Annotated in this window: 9 protein-coding genes and 1 pseudogene; 7 read left to right on the top strand and 3 right to left on the bottom strand. The window is 70.9% G+C overall.

What is annotated here, in order from left to right; genetic code table 11:
* Positions 1-10: 10 nt before the first annotated feature.
* Positions 11-874 (top strand): carbohydrate ABC transporter permease, encoded by an 864-nt coding sequence (locus IE273_RS35355; RefSeq protein ID WP_189819219.1) that lies wholly within the window; start codon positions 11-13, stop codon positions 872-874.
* The gene (locus IE273_RS35350) at positions 871-3,798 is read left to right on the top strand and encodes a glycoside hydrolase family 2 TIM barrel-domain containing protein (RefSeq protein ID WP_189819218.1); all 2,928 of its coding nucleotides are present in this window, start codon (positions 871-873) and stop codon (positions 3,796-3,798) included. Before IE273_RS35355 ends, IE273_RS35350 begins: the two co-directional genes overlap by 4 nt.
* Positions 3,799-4,300: 502 nt before the next feature.
* On the opposite strand, the gene IE273_RS35345 is transcribed toward IE273_RS35350, so the two are convergent.
* Positions 4,301-4,864, bottom strand: coding sequence for a hypothetical protein (locus tag IE273_RS35345; protein WP_189819217.1), 564 nt, complete (start codon positions 4,862-4,864; stop codon positions 4,301-4,303).
* Positions 4,865-5,423: 559 nt separating this feature from the next.
* Positions 5,424-5,531, bottom strand: a pseudogene (locus IE273_RS35340) (SDR family oxidoreductase); the annotation flags it as partial.
* 298 nt (positions 5,532-5,829) lie between these two features.
* On the opposite strand from IE273_RS35340, the gene IE273_RS35335 reads away from it, so the two are divergent.
* From IE273_RS35335 to IE273_RS44785, 3 genes are all read left to right on the top strand, one after another.
* A complete protein-coding gene (locus IE273_RS35335) occupies positions 5,830-8,097 on the top strand; it encodes a peptidoglycan recognition protein family protein (protein WP_189819248.1) in 2,268 nt (755 codons plus the stop codon).
* A 558-nt stretch (positions 8,098-8,655) separates the two neighbouring features.
* A complete protein-coding gene (locus IE273_RS35330; protein ID WP_189819216.1) occupies positions 8,656-8,988 on the top strand; it encodes a CU044_2847 family protein in 333 nt (110 codons plus the stop codon).
* 22 nt (positions 8,989-9,010) lie between these two features.
* Positions 9,011-13,156, top strand: a complete 4,146-nt coding sequence (locus IE273_RS44785; RefSeq protein WP_189819215.1) for an nSTAND1 domain-containing NTPase — start codon at positions 9,011-9,013, stop codon at positions 13,154-13,156.
* A 242-nt stretch (positions 13,157-13,398) separates the two neighbouring features.
* Here IE273_RS44785 and IE273_RS35320 read toward each other — a convergent pair whose 3' ends face one another.
* Positions 13,399-14,598, bottom strand: coding sequence for a nuclear transport factor 2 family protein (locus IE273_RS35320; protein ID WP_506005279.1), 1,200 nt, complete (start codon positions 14,596-14,598; stop codon positions 13,399-13,401).
* A 52-nt stretch (positions 14,599-14,650) separates the two neighbouring features.
* Between IE273_RS35320 and IE273_RS35315 the strand changes: the two genes are divergently transcribed.
* Positions 14,651-15,631, top strand: a complete 981-nt coding sequence (locus tag IE273_RS35315) for a LysR family transcriptional regulator (protein WP_189819213.1) — start codon at positions 14,651-14,653, stop codon at positions 15,629-15,631.
* Positions 15,632-16,244: 613 nt separating this feature from the next.
* The gene (locus IE273_RS35310) at positions 16,245-16,442 is read left to right on the top strand and encodes a hypothetical protein (protein WP_189819252.1); all 198 of its coding nucleotides are present in this window, start codon (positions 16,245-16,247) and stop codon (positions 16,440-16,442) included.
* The last annotated feature ends 6 nt before the right edge of the window (positions 16,443-16,448 follow it).

Here is a 16,448-nt window from a genome sequence, read left to right as displayed (position 1 = left end):
GCCGATCACCATGGCATCCATCCAAGGAACCCGCGGGCACGGGCGCATCCGGGGAACCCGCACCCGGGGCATCGCGCTGCACGCCGTACTCATCGTCGGTCTGCTGCTGTCGGCCTTCCCGTTCTACTGGGCCGTCATCATGTCGACGCACACGTCGTCGGAGATCTTCGCCTATCCCCCGAAGCTGCTGCCGGGCTCGCACTTCCTGGAGAACGTCCGCAACCTCTTCCACAGCGTCGCCTTCTTCGGCTCGATGGGGAACTCGCTGCTGGTGGCGGGCTCGGTGACCTTCCTGGTCCTGTTCTTCGACTCGCTGGCGGCCTTCGTCTTCGCCAAGTTCGACTTCCCCGGCAAGAACGTGCTGTTCGCGCTGCTGATGCTCATCTTCATGGTGCCGGCGCAGCTGTCCGCCATCCCGCAGTTCGTGATCATGGCGAAGCTGGGCTGGATCGGCACGATGACCTCGCTGATCGTGCCCGCCGCGGCCAACGCGTTCGGCATCTTCTGGATGCGCCAGTACATGAGGGGCGCCATCCACGACGAACTCCTCGACGCCTCCCGCATCGACGGCGCGAACTTCCTGCGCCAGTACTGGCACGTGGCCCTGCCGGTGGTCCGGCCCGGCCTGGCCTTCCTCGGCATCTTCACCTTCATGGGCCAGTGGAACGACTACGCCTGGCCCCTGATCGCCCTCACCAACCCCCGCAACGTCACCCTCCAGGTGGCCCTGTCCCAGCTCAACGGCACGCACGGCACCACCGACTACGGAATCGTCGTGACCGGCGCGCTCCTCGCCCTCGTCCCGCTGCTGATCGTCTTCGCGATCGGCGCCAAGCAGATCATCGGCGACCTCGGCAAGGGAGCCATCCGTTGACGGACCCGCTCCTGGCACTGCGCCCCTGGCAGGCACCCGAGGTGACCTCCTGGGGGCGGCTGCCCATGAACGCCGTCGACCGGCGCTCCGGCGCCCTGTCCCTGGACGGCGACTGGCGCTTCCAGCTCCTGCCGACGCCGGAGGCGACGGTCCACGGCACTTGGTCGACGGCACACGTCCCGGGCGCGTGGACCATGCAGGACACCGACGACCTGCCGCAGTACACCAATGTCCGTATGCCGTACGCGGAATTCCCTCCGCAGTCGCCCGCCGCCAATCCCACCGGTGTGTACGAACGACACGTGGACGTCCCCGCCGACTGGGCCGGCCGCCGGATCGTCCTGCACGTCGGGGCAGCCGAGAGCGTACTGCTGGTGCACGTCGACGGACGGCCCGTCGGGATCTCCAAGGACTCCCACCTGGCCGCCGAGTTCGACCTGACCGACGTGGTGCGCCCCGGTGAGCCGTCGGTCGTACGGCTGACGGTGGCCAAGTGGTCCGACGCCACGCACATCGAGGACCAGGACCAGTGGTGGCACGGCGGGATCACCCGTTCCGTGCTGCTGTACACGACCGACCCCCTGCACCTCGCGGACGTGACCGTACGGGCACGCCAGGACGGCGACCTGCGCGTGGACTGCCTGGTGCGCAACGCGGCGGGCGACCGGGCGCTGCCCGAGGGCTGGTACGTCACCGGCGAACTGGACGGTGAACTCCTGGCCCAGGACACCGAGTTCGACCGGCTCAACGCCGAGGACGAGCGGGTCTCCGACTTCCTGGGCGAGGTCCGTATCCGCGCCGTCGTGCCCGAGGTGCGCACCTGGAACGCGGAGCAGCCCGAGCTGTACGGACTGACCGTACGGCTGCACCGCCCGGACGGCACGGTCGCCGACTCCTCGCACCACCGCATCGGCTTCCGGGACGTCGACATCGTCGGCCGGGACCTGCTGGTCAACGGCGAGCGGGTCTTCATCCGCGGCGTCAACCGGCACGACTTCCATCCGCTGACCGGGCGGACGGTGTCGTACGACGACATGCGCGCGGACCTGGTGCTGCTGAAGCGGTTCGGCTTCAACGCGATCCGCACCTCGCACTACCCGAACGACCCGTGGCTGTACGACCTCGCCGACGAACTGGGCTTCTACGTCGTCGACGAGGCGGACATCGAGTCCCACGACCACGCCCATGAGATCGCCGACGACCCGCGCTACCTGAACGCCTTCGTGGATCGCGTCTCGCGCATGGTGCTGCGCGACAGGAACCACCCCTCGGTCATCGTCTGGTCGCTGGGCAACGAGTCCGACTACGGCGCCAACCACGACGCGGCGGCGGGCTGGGTGCGCCGGCGCGATCCCACCCGGCCGATCCAGTACGAGGGCGCGGCCAAGCGCGGCTGGGCGGACCCGGGCGTGGCGTCCGACATCGCCTGCCCCATGTACGCGCCGCTGGAGGACTGCCTGGCCCACGCGCTGTCCGGGCAGCAGACCAAGCCGCTGATCCAGTGCGAGTACTCGCATGCGATGGGCAACAGCAACGGCACGCTGGCCGACCACTGGGCCGCCATCGAGGCCACCGAGGGCCTTCAGGGCGGGTTCATCTGGGAGTTCTGGGACCACGGAATCCTCCAGCGCGTGAGCGACGGCAGGCCGGTCGGGCGCGCGGACGCCGGACTGTACGGCAACGGTGTCGCCGCGCCCGGCCACCGTTGGGCGTACGGCGGTGACTTCGGCGAGACCGTGCACGACGGGTCGTTCGTCGCGGACGGGATCGTCTTCCCCGACCGCACCCCCAAGCCCGCTATGTACGAGCACCGGGAGATCGCGGCACCGGTCCGCATCCGATCCCTCGGGCACGAGGGCATCGTCCTCGCCAACCACCAGCACTTCCGCGGCCTGGACTGGCTGACCGGCACCTGGGAACTGGCGCTGGCCGACGGCCGTACCCTGACCGGCCCGGCCGGACTGCCCGATCTGCGGCCGGGTGAGACCGCGGCCGTACCGCTGCCGTTCACGGTGCCGGCCGACGGCGGCGAGGCGTGGCTGACGCTGCGGGTGACGACCGCCGAGGACCAGGCGTGGGCACCGGCCGGTACGGAGGTGTGCGCGCCCCAGATCCGGTTGCGGGCGGCGGACGCGCCGAGGCAGCCGGTCGTGGCCGGGCCGGCCGTCGACGTGGACGCCGAGGGCCTGCTGCGCCACCCGCTGCTGACCACCGCCCCGACGCTGTCGCTGTGGCGTGCGCCCACCGACAACGACGAGCTGGGCGGGATGGCGACGCGCTGGCGCGCCTGGGGCCTGGACCGGCTGGTGCGCGAGGTGGTCTCCGTGCACCGGGACGGCGAACGGGTGACCGTGGAGGCTGAATACGCGTGCACGCTCGGGGTGGTCCGGCACCGGCAGGAGTTCACGCCCGTCGAGGGCGGCGTCCGGGTCGACGAGTCGGCCGAGCTGCCCGAGGAGTTCCACGACGTGGCCCGGATCGGCTCGGTCTTCGAGACGGTGGCCGGGCTCGGTCTGCTGGAGTGGTTCGGACAGGGTCCCTGGGAGTCGTACCCGGACCGGGCCGCCGGGGCACCGGTCGGCCACCACGCACTGCCCGTCGACGACCTGTTCACCCCGTACCTGCGCCCCCAGGAAAGCGGCGGCCGGCACGGCGTACGGCGGTTCACGCTGTCGTCGCCCGACGCCACCGGACTCGCGGTCGAGCTGGACGAGCCCCGCCAGGTCTCCGTCACCCGCTACCGCGCCGAGGACCTCACCGCCGCCGCGCACCACGACGAACTCGCGCCGCGGACCGGCTGCGTGGTTCACATCGACGCCGCACACCGGGGCCTCGGTACGGCCTCCTGCGGCCCCGACACCTTCCCCGCCTACCTCGTCACACCGGGGGTGCACCGCTGGAGCTGGACCCTGCGCATGGTGTGAGTCCCCCGACGTCTCCGGCGGTACCCCAACCGACGTCATCGTCACCCCGGTCGACGAGCCGACCGGGGTGACGGACGTGGCGGGTGGCCCAGGTGCGGCGGTCGAGGACGTTCTTCCGCGGTAGTGCGAAGAAGCCCTCCAGGCAGCGTTGTCGCCCGCCGCGCCGACCCGGCCCGGCCCGGCCATCGCGCCGGCCGTGCCGTGACGGACACGAGCGGAGACGAACTTCCCCCTGCACCGGGTGCTGGGGGCCGAAGCCGCAGCGGGCGGCGAAGGCAAGCCATCCGGGGTCGCCGTGCTTGCCCTCGGCCGGCAGCAGCTCGTACTCGATGGTCTGCTCGCGGGTCAGCAGGACCCGGCGGACCTCGCTCCAGCAGTCCCCGGTGCGCCGGGCCCGGTCCCGTTCGGCCTACGCCCCGCTCGCGTCGAAGTCCGATCTTTGTGCCGGCCGCGACCACGGGAGAGGGCGCCCGTTGGCTCCAGGCGGCGCGGGCGGCCGGTGTCAGCGCTGGTAGTGCTCACGCAGGTCGCCCATCACCCGCTCGAACTCCTCGCGCGCCTTCTTCTGGGGCGCGTCGACACCGTCGACGGGGCGCACCCCGAGGATGTGTATCGAGGCGTTGTAGCGGCCGACCGCGCCGTGTGCCACGTACTCGCCGGTCTTCAGCGAGTAGGCCGAGCAGTGGTCCCGACTGCCGGCGTAGAGCAGGTAGGCGTCGGCGTCGGCGCGGATGGTGGAGCAGAGTTCGCGGCGGGCCTTCTCGGCGCCCGCGGCGTCGGTGGCGGCGGTGACCTCCAGGGCGAACGGCTCGAAGAAGCTGCTCCTGCCCCTCGCGTTCACCCAGCACTGGCCCTGGCCGTCTGGATGCCAGGAGGAGACGACCTCGGCGGTCACTCCCTCGGCCAGCCTCACATCCACGCTGTCGGCCGCCACCCGGCCCTGGCATTTGCGGCCCAGTTCCTTCTCCAGCGCGTCCGGACCGTCGCTTCCGCAACCGGTAAGTGCTCCCAGCAGCACCGCCGTCAGCACGGCGGCTCCCGTCCCCGTTGGCACAAGTCTCGTCACACAAGGCAGCGTACGGCCCATCGGGCGGTTCAACTCCGCTTTCTTCCCGGGAAGTTGCTCACGAACAGCGGACGTACCCCGCCGGACAGGTGGAGCCTGCGTGGAGCCTGCCGGACAGGCCCCGCAGGGTGGAGCGCCCGTCGCCGTCCGCGCCGTAGTCGACCGTGTCCGGCAGCGGCACGGGTGCCCGGAACCGGGCACGGACCTCGGCCCCGAGCCGCCCTCCGGGGCGCCTCCGTGCGGCCGGCGCCGGTGGTGTCCCGCCCGTCCGGGCCAGTCGCCGGGCGCCGGGGCGCGGCCCCGTGCCGGGCCGGGTACGCGCTGCGCGGGGACCACCGGCCTCGCGCTGCCGCGCAGGCCGGTCACCACCGTCGTCTCGGTGCCTCGCAGGTGCGCGGCCAGCCCCTCGATCCGGTCTGGCCGAACAGCCCGAAGAAGCCGACGAGTCGACCGGCTACCGGTGACCAACCTGCCTGCCCCCCACCCCGATCGTCGGCCTGGTGCGATGCGCGAAGAGGCGCTGGCGGATCGGGCACGACTACCGCGAGCAGGGTGTCGATCAGGCCCGGGTGTAGCCGCCGTCGGCGAAGAGTCCGGCGCCGGTGACGAACGAGGAGGCGTCCGAAGCCAGGAAGAGGGCGGCCTCGGCGATTTCCTCGGCGTCGGCGGCTGGTACAGAGTGCACGTCCGCTCTTGGTACGCACCCGGCCCCGGGCAGACACCGACGCCGTAGCCCCCTGACGTCCAGGCCCCGACCGCTGGTGGCGCCCGCACGAGTAGAAGTGATCTACATCACAATATTCCCGGGGCCCGTGATGTTTGACGGCCGGGGTGCGCTGGACGGATGAGCCGCCCATGTGACGGGTGTGCTTCCTGTGTTCTTCTTCTACGGCCCATTCGCGGGCCTTGTGTGGGGTGGATACGTCGTGAGCCGTCGTACGTCGCATGCGTACAGACCGCTGAACCTGAGACGCCGGGTGTGGCTGACGCTGGGTGCCGTGGTGCTGGGAGGCGGAGGGGTGACCTACGCCGTCGCCAGCCCGTCGGCCGATCCCGGCGCGACCGGCCGGGCCAAGCGGCCGGTCAAGGTCTACGCCCTCGCACTGAAAGGCGCCGCTGCCGACCGGCAGGATCTGGCGCGCACGGACACCTCGCAGTTCTCGATGCTCGGCGTCTCCTGGACGGGTGCCACCACGCGGCTGCACGGCACGGCGCAGGTGCGCACCCGCAGCACGGCGACCGGGGAGTGGAGCGCCTGGCGCGACCTGGAACTGAACGTGGATCCGCTGGAGAAGCCGGGACGCCGCGTACGCGGCGCGTCCGAGCCGCTGTGGGTCGGGTCCTCCAACGGTGTTCAGGTACAGGTCGTCCGCAAGAACGGCACCACCACTGCCCTGCCCAAGGGACTGGAGGTCAACCTGGTCGATCCGGGCGTGGTGACCGATGCCGAGGCCAAGGCGCCCGGCAGCGAGCCGGCCGCGTTCGTCGCAGAGGGAAGCCCCGACGCCACGAGCAGCAGCACCCCCGCCGATCCTGTCTCTCCCAGCGACGGCACCACCGTGACGCCCACGGATGGCCAGACCGCCACGTCCCCGGCCCCGGCCCCGACGGACACCACCACGTCCACGGCCACTCCCACCGACTCGGACTCCGCCTCGGCCTCCGCCTCCGCCACGGCGAGCCCGTCGCCCACCAGGCCGACCGCGCCGCCGTCCACTGTGCCCGAGCCGCCGATCGTCGACCGCGCAGGCTGGGGCGCCGACGAGTCGATCAGCCCGCAGGCGCCGGAGTACAACGCGGACGTGAAGGCCGTGTTCGTCCATCACACCGACGGCGCCAACGACTACTCCTGCGCCGACTCACCGTCGATCGTGCGGAGCATCTACGCCTACCACGTACAGGTCGAGGGCTGGAAGGACATCGGCTACAACTTCCTCGTCGACAAGTGCGGCACCCTCTTCGAGGGCCGCAAGGGCGGTGTGGACCTGCCCGTGCTGGGCGCCCACACCTACGGCTGGAACCGTGAGGCCGCGGGCATCGCAGTCCTCGGCGACTACACCACCACCAGCGCCTCCAACGCCGCGCTGGCCTCGATCGCCCGTCTGGCGGCCTGGAAGCTCGGCCAGTACGGCGCCGACCCGGCCGGCACCACCCAGCTCACCGCCGGAGCCACCCAGAAGAACTACTTCAGCACCAGTTTCACCGCAGGAAGCGCCTACACCTTCCAGCGGATCTCCGGCCACCGCGACGGCTACAACACCCAATGCCCCGGAAACTCCCTCTACCCCCAGCTGCCGACCATCCGGGCCTGGGCGGCCGGACCGGTACAGGGCCTGAAGGTCACCTCACTGGGCGGCGCGACCGCGTCCGGATCGACCTACTACACCAAGGGCGCGATCACCGCGCACTGGAAAGCCACCACACCTGGCTCGCTCATCAAGAGCTTCCAACTGCTCGTCGACGGCAAGACCGTGGCCACCACCTCCGGCACCGCCACCTCCGTCGGCGCCACCCTGCCCCTCGGCAGCCACACCATCGCCGTGCGGGCCGTACACCAGTCCGGCAAGACCGCGACCAGCTCCGCGCTGAACGTCGTGGCGGAGACGACCGCACCGACCTTCACCACCACTCCGCAGCTCTCCCTGCGTGCCGGCACCGTCAACACGTCCGCCGTGCCTGTCACTCTCGGCTGGAAGGCCACCGACGACAAGGCGCTGCAGAGCGTGAAGCTGCTGTCCCCGACCACGGCGACGTTCAACCCGACCACCACCAGCTCCAGCCGCACCGCCAAGTCCGGGACCGCCACGACCTGGTCGATGCGGGCCTACGACTACGCCGGCAACTACCGCACCTCCTCCCCGGCCTATACCCCTGTGATCCTTCAGGAGAGCTCCGCCGCGAAGACCGGCACGTGGACCAGCCGGTCGTCCACCAGCTACCTCGGGGGCAAGTCCTACTCCAGCGCCTCCAAGGGCGCCGACCTCAGCTGGACCTTCACCGGCCGCTCCGCGGCCTGGGTGGTGTCCCGGGCCTCCAGCTCCGGCCAAGCGTACGTCTACGTCGACGGCACCAAGGTCGCCACTGTCGACCTCAAGTCGGCGACCACCCTGTACCGGCAGGCGATCTGGACCAAGAGCTGGTCCAGCAGCGCCAAGCACACGATCAAGATCGTCGTCGTGGGCACCAGCGGCCGCCCCACCGTCACCACTGACGGCCTCGTCTACATCAAGTAACCATTGAGTCAGGCCGAGCCAGGCCAAGCCGATCGGCGCATGCGGGACCGCATGCGCCGATCGGCTTGTGCGCTCCCCACGGTGACAGGAAAGGTGTGCGCACCGGGCGGACGCACGGCATCGTTCCCTCTGCCCCGCCGCTCCGGAAGCCTTCGCCATGCGCACCAACAGGCTGTGCCGGCCCGAGGCCCGCGAGCTCCTCAGGCTGGCGCCGACACCCGCCAAGGCCGCGGTCTCCAGGCGTATGCGGGCTCGTCACCGTTCACCAATGTCCATGGCTTCGTGTCCTCGCGCATGCGCTCGGCATCGGCCTTGAACAGCACAGTGCCCCCCTGCTCGGCCAACGCTTCCCTCACCCGCAGCTCCACTCATTCAGCACGGCGCCTGGTCGAGGTCACCCCCAAGCCCGCCCGGCGCACCGCGTCCAGCCCTTCGTCCTTGAGCCGGCTGTGACAGCCAAGTCGCCGTCTACCCGGTCTGCGCGGGGAGCGGGCGGGGTAGTGTCTTCGTCCGTCCGCGTCCAACGCGGTGGTCCGGATACGACGTACAGGGGTGCAGGTGCAGAGTTTCGTGCGGCTTCCACTGGAGGGCGGGGGCGTGGTGCTGGTCGAGGCCGCGCCGGAGGTGGATGGACCGGTGAAGGCCGGGCGCGTCGCGGATGCGGTGCGGGAGCTGCCGCAAACTGTGCAGCAGGCGCTGGTACCCGTGCGGGAGACCGCGCGGGCGGTGCTGGAGCAGTTACGGCAGGCCGGTCCGGATGAAATCGAGGTGGAGTTCGGGGTGGACCTGTCGGCTCAGGCCGGAGCCGTCATCGCCAAGAGTGAATCGGCGGTGCATCTGCAAGTCAGAGTGGTGTGGAACCGTCAGGAGTCCCCTGACGGTGCGCTGTGACGGCAGCCTGGGGGTGGGAGGCATGACTGCCACCGATGACACGGGCCGGGAGGCAGCCGGGCAGGAGCGGCCAGCAGTGCTCGACGCAATTGCCCGAGTCCTCGCCGAGGACGGCCGGACGGCCGGGACGGGTTTTCTCGTCGCCGAGGATACCGTCGTCACCTGCGCACACGTCGTCCAGGCTGCCGGCCAGGAGCCCGGCGGGCGCGTGCGACTGACTTTCCCGCACCTGCCCGGCAGCCCACACCTGACCGGGCACGTGCTGTCCGCGTCGTGGCGCGGACCGCGGGCCGAGGACCTCGCGGTCGTGCGCCTGGACAGCGCCCCGACGGGTGCCCGACCGGTGCGGCTGGGGTCCGCGGCAGGCTGCCGCGGACACCGCATCCGGTCCTACGGATTCCCCTCCCAGGCACCTGCCGGCGGCCACTTCGGCTACGGCACAGCCGGTGACCTGCTCCCCAGCAGTGCGGGCCTCCTTCTGCAACTGGCCGACGCCAACGACCTGACCACGGGATTCAGCGGAGGACCGGTGCTCGATGAGGTCACCGGCCTGGTGATCGGCATGGTCACCGCCATCACCGCCCCCGACTCCCACGCCCGCGGCGTCGCAGTCGCCTACGCGACCCCCACCCAGGTGCTGCGCCAGGTATGGCCCGACCTGGCCGAGCAGCAGGTGCACCCCTACCGCGGTCTTGAGCCGTTCACCGCCGAGCACGCAGGGTGGTTCCACGGCCGGGAGGCCGCGGTCGAACGCGTCGTGGCGGCTCTCACCAGGCAGCGTCGTGGGCTGCTGCTCCTCGGACCCTCCGGTGCGGGCAAGTCGTCGCTGGTGCAGGCAGGAGTGCTGCCGGCCCTGGCCGAGGGCCGGCTGCCCGGCAGCGACCGTTGGCTGCACGTGATCGCCCGCCCCGGGCAGGACCTGCTCGCCGAACTGGAGCGTGCCGGGCTGCCCGGCGCCACGAGCGTCGGGATCGTCACAGCGACCGAGCGCAGACTCGCGGCGGAGCCGGGAGACCGGCGCCTGGTGCTGGTCATCGACCAGTTCGAGGAACTACTCACCGAGCCCGCCGCCGGCCGGCAGCCGACCCGACAGCACGCCGCTGCCGAACAACTCGTGGCCCTGATCGGCTCATCGGTGGCGGTCACCGCGATCCTGGTCATGCGCGACGACTTCTACGCGCGCCTGGCCGCCTGGGCCCCAGACCTGCTGGAGGCCGCGTCCCCTGGCCTGCTCAACATCCCCGCCACCTTGGACATCCAGGATCTGCACGCCATCATCACCAGGCCCGCCCACACCGCGGGCGCCAGTACGGAAGACGGCCTGGCGCAACGCATCATCACCGATGTCCTGGCCGCCGATCCCACCGCCTCGGTCACCCGGCAGGCACCGGTCACCCTGCTGCCGCCCCTCCAACTGGCCTTGAGTCAGCTATGGGAGCGCCGTGAGGACGGCAGGCTCACCCACCGCGCCTACGACCGGATCGGCGAAGTCACCGGCGCCCTGACCACCTGGTGCAACACAGTCCTCGCCGGCATGCCCGCCGACCACCGCCCCACCGCACGGCGGATCCTGACCGCCCTGGTACGGCCGGCCGACGACGCCCACGCCATCCCGGCCACCCGCCGCCAAGTGCCCCTGACCGACCTGCGCGCCCTGGCCACCGACCCCTACACGGCCACCCCGCAGGACGACCAGACCTTCGAGACGGTCATGGCCGCCTTGACCGGCCACCGGATCATCGCCACCCGCACCGTGCCCCGCCCTGACGGCACCCCCGACGCCGCGACCGCCGAACTCGTCCACGACGCACTCGTCCGCGACTGGACCGACCTACGCGACTGGATCGCCGCCGACCACCACTTCCACACTTGGCTCCAACGCGTCGGCGAACAGCAGGCCCGCCACGCCGAGACCGGTCACCCCGGCGACCTGCTGGACGGCACTGATCTCGCCGAGGGCACCGCCTTGGCCCAGCACCGCGGTCTGCCCCCGCACATCACCGATTTCCTCAACGACAGTCGTCAACGACAGCACGCCGCGCTTCGCCGTACCCGCCGCATCAACATCGCCCTGACCGGCCTGCTCACCCTGGCCCTCATCGCCGCCGGCCTGGCCTTCCTGCAACGCCAGAGCACCATCACCGCACAGAAGACGGCCCAGTCCCGGCAGTTGGCCGCGCAGTCCGCCACTCTGATGGACACCGACCCCGATCTGGCGTCCCTGCTGGCCGTCCAGGCCTACCGCACCAGCCCTACGACCGAAGCCATCACCAGCCTCGACACAGCCGTCTCCCGCCCCTTGCGGACCACACTCACCGGCCACGCCAGCCTCGTGTCCGCGGTGGCGTTCAGCCCCGACGGCCGCACCCTCGCCACCGGCAGCGGCGACCATTCGGCGCGGCTGTGGGACGTGACCACCGGCAGAACCCGCCGCACCCTCATCAGCACCACCGGCCTCGTGTACACGGTGGCGTTCAGCCCCGACGGCCGCACCCTCGCCACCGGCAGCCAAGCCGGGACGGTGCGGCTGTGGGACGTAGCCAGTGGCGAAACCCGCCGCATCCTCACCGGCCCCGCCGGCTCCGTGGAAGCGGTGGCGTTCAGTCCCGACGGCCGTACCCTCGCCACCGGCGGTCAGGACAAGGCGGTTCGGTTGTGGGACGTGACCACCGGAGAAGTCCGCCGCACCCTCACCGGCCACACCCAGGACGTGGCTGCGGTGACGTTCAGCCCCGACGGCCACACCCTCGCCACCGGCGGTCGCGACAAGACGGCGCGGCTGTGGGACGTGACCACCGGAGAAGTCCGCCGCATCCTCACCGGCCACACCGGCGAGGTGGCTGCGGTGGCATTCAGCCCCGACGGCCACACCCTCGCCACCGGCAGCGACGACGATACGGCGCGGCTGTGGGACGTGACCACCGGCAGAACCCGCCGCATCCTCACCGGCCACACCGGCGAGGTGGCTGCGGTGGCATTCAGCCCCGACGGCCACACCCTCGCCACCGGCGGTCGCGACAAGACGGCACGGTTGTGGGACGTGACCACCGGAGAAGTCCGCCGCACCCTCACCGGCCACACCGGCGAGGTGGCTGCGGTGGCGTTCAGCCCCGACGGCCGTACCCTCGCCACCGGCAGCTTCGACGATACGGCGCGGTTGTGGGATGTGACCAGGAGCGGAGTCCGCCGCAGCCTCACCGGCCACACCGGCTCCGTGGACGCGGTGGCGTTCAGTCCGGACGGCCGCACTCTCGCCGTCGGGGGCTCGGACGATACGGTGCGGCTGTGGGACGTGGCCACCGGAGAAGTCCGCCGCACCCTCACCGGCCACACCCAGGACGTGGGCGCGCTGGCGTTCAGCCCGGACGGCCGCACCCTCGCCACCGGCGGCGACCATGCGGCTCGGCTGTGGGACGTGGCCACCGGCGAAACCCGCCACACCCTCACCGGCCACACTGACGGTGTGGGCGGGCTGGCGTTCAGCCCGGACGGCCGCACCCTCGCCACCGGCAGCGGCGATGGGACCGCACGGCTGTGGGACGTGGCCACCGGCGAACCCCGTCATACCTTCACCGGCCACACTGATGGTGTGGGCGCGCTGGCGTTCAGCCCGGACGGCCGCACCCTCGCCACCGGCAGCGGCGATGGGACCGCACGGCTGTGGGACGTGGCCACCGGCAGAACCCGCCGCATCCTCACCGGCCCCACCGGCTCCGTGGAAGCGGTGGCGTTCCGTCCCGACGGCCGCACTCTCGCCACCGGCGGCGGCGACCATGCGGCGCGGTTGTGGGATGTGGCCACCGGCGAACTTCGCCGCACCTTCACCGGCCACACCGGTCCCGTGTACGCGGTGGCGTTCAGCCCGGACGGCCGCACCCTCGCCACCGGCGGCCGTGATCAGACGGTACGGCTGTGGGACGTGGCCACCGGCAAGACCCGCCGCACCCTCACCGGCCACACCGGGCATGTGTTCACGGTGGCGTTCAGCCCGGACGGCCGTACCCTCGCCACCGGCGGCTGGGACAAGACGGTGCGACTGTGGGACGTGAACCTCTCTACACCATCCGAAACCATCCGCCGCATCTGCCGGGCCGTCAACCGAGACTTCACCCCTGAAGAGTGGTCGCTGTATCTGCCAGGCCGGGAACTCAGCCCAGCGTGTGCCTGACTGTGATCGGACGGTGGGATGGCAGTGGGTGGGCGCCGGCGGGATCGGGGCTTGACCCCGAGTGGTGAACACCTCTGCGCCCGGCCCCGGCGGGGGCCGAGAGGAGGAAGATGGAACTCGCGGGCGGGCCGGAAGTCTGGTCGGTGGACCGAGGGACCAGCCAGGGCAACACCGGCTTCACCCGCCGGAACACCTGAACCTGACGCGACGCTGAAACGGGCGAGGGATCGCTTCTCGCTGTCTCACGAGTGCCGGTGATAAGCCTTGTTGGCGATGCGCCAACTGTCGCCGACGCGGACCAGCAGGAAGATGTCGGTGAAGGTGTCCGCGCCGTGCCGGAGCGTCATGGTCGCGGTCGCGACAGTGCCGTGGACGTCGACGCTGTCGATCCGGCGAGAGCGGCTCGGTTCGTCCGGGGCCGAGTGGCCGTGAAAGAGAGCGCAGTATTCATCCAGGGGCCACGAGACGAAAGCGCCGCCCCGGATTCCCTCGATGTGGGCGGTGGGCAGGAACGCGTCGCGGAAGTGGGTGGGCTCGCCGGTGGCATGTCCGCGAATGTAGGCACGGAGCGGTTCGAGAACGGCGTCCGACACAGCGGGTACCGTGGCGGCAATGGCGATGTCGGCCTCGGGGGCGGCAGGGGTGTCAGCCAGACCGACGGCGCTGCGCAGAGGCGTGTTGGACGCGTCGGCCAGCAGAGTCATGTCCTTGACCAGCGCACCGATCGTGAAGTCGGCGGTGCCGACGGGCGACTCACTGTCGAGGAAGGGGCGTTTGCGGGCCACGAGCCCACCGAGCCGGCCGAGTTCGAGGACGTCCAGCGCTTGGGCGCGCTGCAGGCCGAGGGCGTCGGCTTGCCGCAGTGAGTCGCGCAGTGCGAGGACAGCGCCGGCGAGGCTGTTGTTGGCGATCAGCTTGAGCGCGGCGGCGGTGGAGGCGTCGTCGACGCGCCGCACGGTGCCGAGCGTTTCCAGAACCGGTCGGGCTCGATCGAGCGCTTCTTGGTCGGCAGCGGCGAGAATCCGCAGGGCGCCCGCGACGGCAGCCGGCACGGAGCCGAGCACGGGCGCGTGGACATAGGACGAGCCGAGCTGCCGGGCCAGATTCGACGCCTCGGCAGGAGCGATGGTGCTGGTGTTCAGCACGATCGTGTCCGGTCGCAGCGAGTCACGGACGTCGTCGAGGACCTGCTGGCAGGCCGGGCCGTCGAACAACGCGAGGAGCACGAGACCGGCCCTTGCCACTGCCTCGTTCGGGTCGCCGGTCGTCTTGACGGCGCCTGATGTGCGCCCTGAGCGTGTCCAGCCCACGACGTCCCAGTCCTGGGCAGTGAGTCGAGTCGCGATCGCGCCACCCATGCGCCCCAAGCCGAGGACGGCGATCGTGTGCGGTGTGGTCATGCACGCCACAGTGGCGCACCAGGAAGACTGCAACAAGCGCATATCGTGCAGGGCCGCCATGCGGGAGACGCATGTGGCTGCGCATACTGATGCCATGGAACTGACGGTGTGGCGGACCTTCGTGACCGTGTGCCGACTCGGGTCGCTGTCGGCGGCGGCCGCCGAGCTCAATCACACGCAGTCGGCCGTCTCACGGCAGATCGCCGGGCTGGAGCGGCAACTCGGCGTGCCTCTGGTGGAACGCCATGCGCGCGGTGTGCGTCCGACGCCTGCCGGCGAGGTCTTCCGGCATCACGCCGTGGCCACACTCAACGAGGCGGACCGCGCTGTTCGTGCCGTACGAGACGTTCGTGACGGAACGTTCAATCGACCGCTGGCTGTTGGGGCGACACCGTCTCTGGCCGCAGGGATCGTTCCCGAGGCCATCCGGGGGCTGCTCGAGCGAGCCGGATCCATCCGGTGGAATCTGCTGCCGGACCTGAGCGCGCAACTACACGACCGCGTGATCGCCGGCGATCTCGACATCGCTGTTGTCACCGACGCACCGCCAGGGCTGCCCCAAGACCCCCGGGTCGAGCGCCGGTTCCTCGGGCTGGACGACATGGTCGTCGCACTGCCCGTCGGCCATCCGCAGGCCGGGCGCGGCCCGGTGCACATGCAGACGCTGGCCGACCAGACCTGGGTCGAGGACACCGACGGCTCGGCGGCGCTTCTGCGCCAACACGCCGCCCGCGCCGGGGTAAGCGCCCGCATCGACCTCACCGCAGCCGATCTGGTCGGCAAGCTGGCCCTGGTCGCAACCGGTCACGCCATCGCGCTGATACCCGGCGTGCTGACGGGCGCCCTGCGGACCGGCGTCACCACCATGCCCCTTGTCGATCCTCCGACCCGTGGCATCTACGCGATCACACCACGCCGTGACCCCCACCCCTCCGCAGCGCCCCTGCTCGACCAGCTCGCCACAGCCTTCGCCTCGGTATGTCCTACCCACACCCCTCAGCAGCCGACCGAGAAGGATGCCCATGCCGCTGCGCTGACATCTCACGACAGCGTTACGAAAACGCCCCGAGTATGAGCCGCTGCGCCAGGGCACCACGGCGCCGCCCGCTCATCACCACGCTCAGGGCGCGGGCGATGTGCTGGACGGCGGCGGCACCGGGTCCGTGAGGCCGGCTTCGGGCCAGGGTCCAGGGTCGCGGGCAAGGTCGCGCAGCGGCCTTCGGCGGTTCATGCCGCCAACCATGCCGCGGAAGCGACGGAGACCCCGGCGATCACCATGATGACCGGGATCTCGTCAACCGGCCTTGAGCGGTGTGCTTCTCGACTCTGGTGTGCGCGGTCTGCCTCCCTCGTCGTTCAGCACGGTGGCGCCGACCGGAACGGCCACTGCGGCGTTCGGATTGAACGAGCCCGAACCGCGTAGCGGATCCGGGGACCGGCGCCCTTGCTCCCGCCGCCACCTGACCGCACCAACGCGACCATCTCGGCAGCCGTGAACGTCAGCATCGGCGTTTCGGCCAACCACCCTCCTTGGCATACCCGTTGGGGCGCAAGGGTCCGTGCATCATCCACACGCCGACGCGCGCTCCGTCTCGGGGATCCGGACCCGACCGAAACACATGTGTTCGATATCCCGGGGTGCTCGTTAAGCCGAACGACCATGCCGGACAACCGTCAGGGGGACCCCGTTGACCTCGGCCGCCACGCATGAGCGACAGTCCACCGCACCACCTCCCCCACCGCCGGCGGAGATCACGTACAGCGGGCAGTACTCCGTCAATCCGCTCGGTATCACCCCCGCCCAGGTGGAGATCCTCACGGCGGGCTGGTCCGCGGTCCACACCGCCGACCTCGACGTCCTGCGCTGCTACGCCCTGCACCCCTGACCCCTA

The sequence above is a fragment of the Streptomyces olivaceoviridis genome, assembly GCF_014650115.1.
Classification (GTDB): Bacteria; Actinomycetota; Actinomycetes; order Streptomycetales; family Streptomycetaceae; genus Streptomyces; species Streptomyces olivaceoviridis.
This window is presented reverse-complemented; position numbering and strand designations above follow the sequence as displayed.

Excerpts from the sequence above, each read along its gene's own strand:
- IE273_RS35320 (WP_506005279.1), bottom strand. The coding sequence starts at position 14,598 with ATGCGCTTGTTGCAGTCTTCCTGGTGCGCCACTGTGGCGTGCATGACC.
- IE273_RS35355 (WP_189819219.1), top strand. The coding sequence starts at position 11 with ATGGCATCCATCCAAGGAACCCGCGGGCACGGGCGCATCCGGGGAACC.
- IE273_RS44785 (WP_189819215.1), top strand. The coding sequence starts at position 9,011 with ATGACTGCCACCGATGACACGGGCCGGGAGGCAGCCGGGCAGGAGCGG.
- IE273_RS35315 (WP_189819213.1), top strand. The coding sequence starts at position 14,651 with ATGGAACTGACGGTGTGGCGGACCTTCGTGACCGTGTGCCGACTCGGG.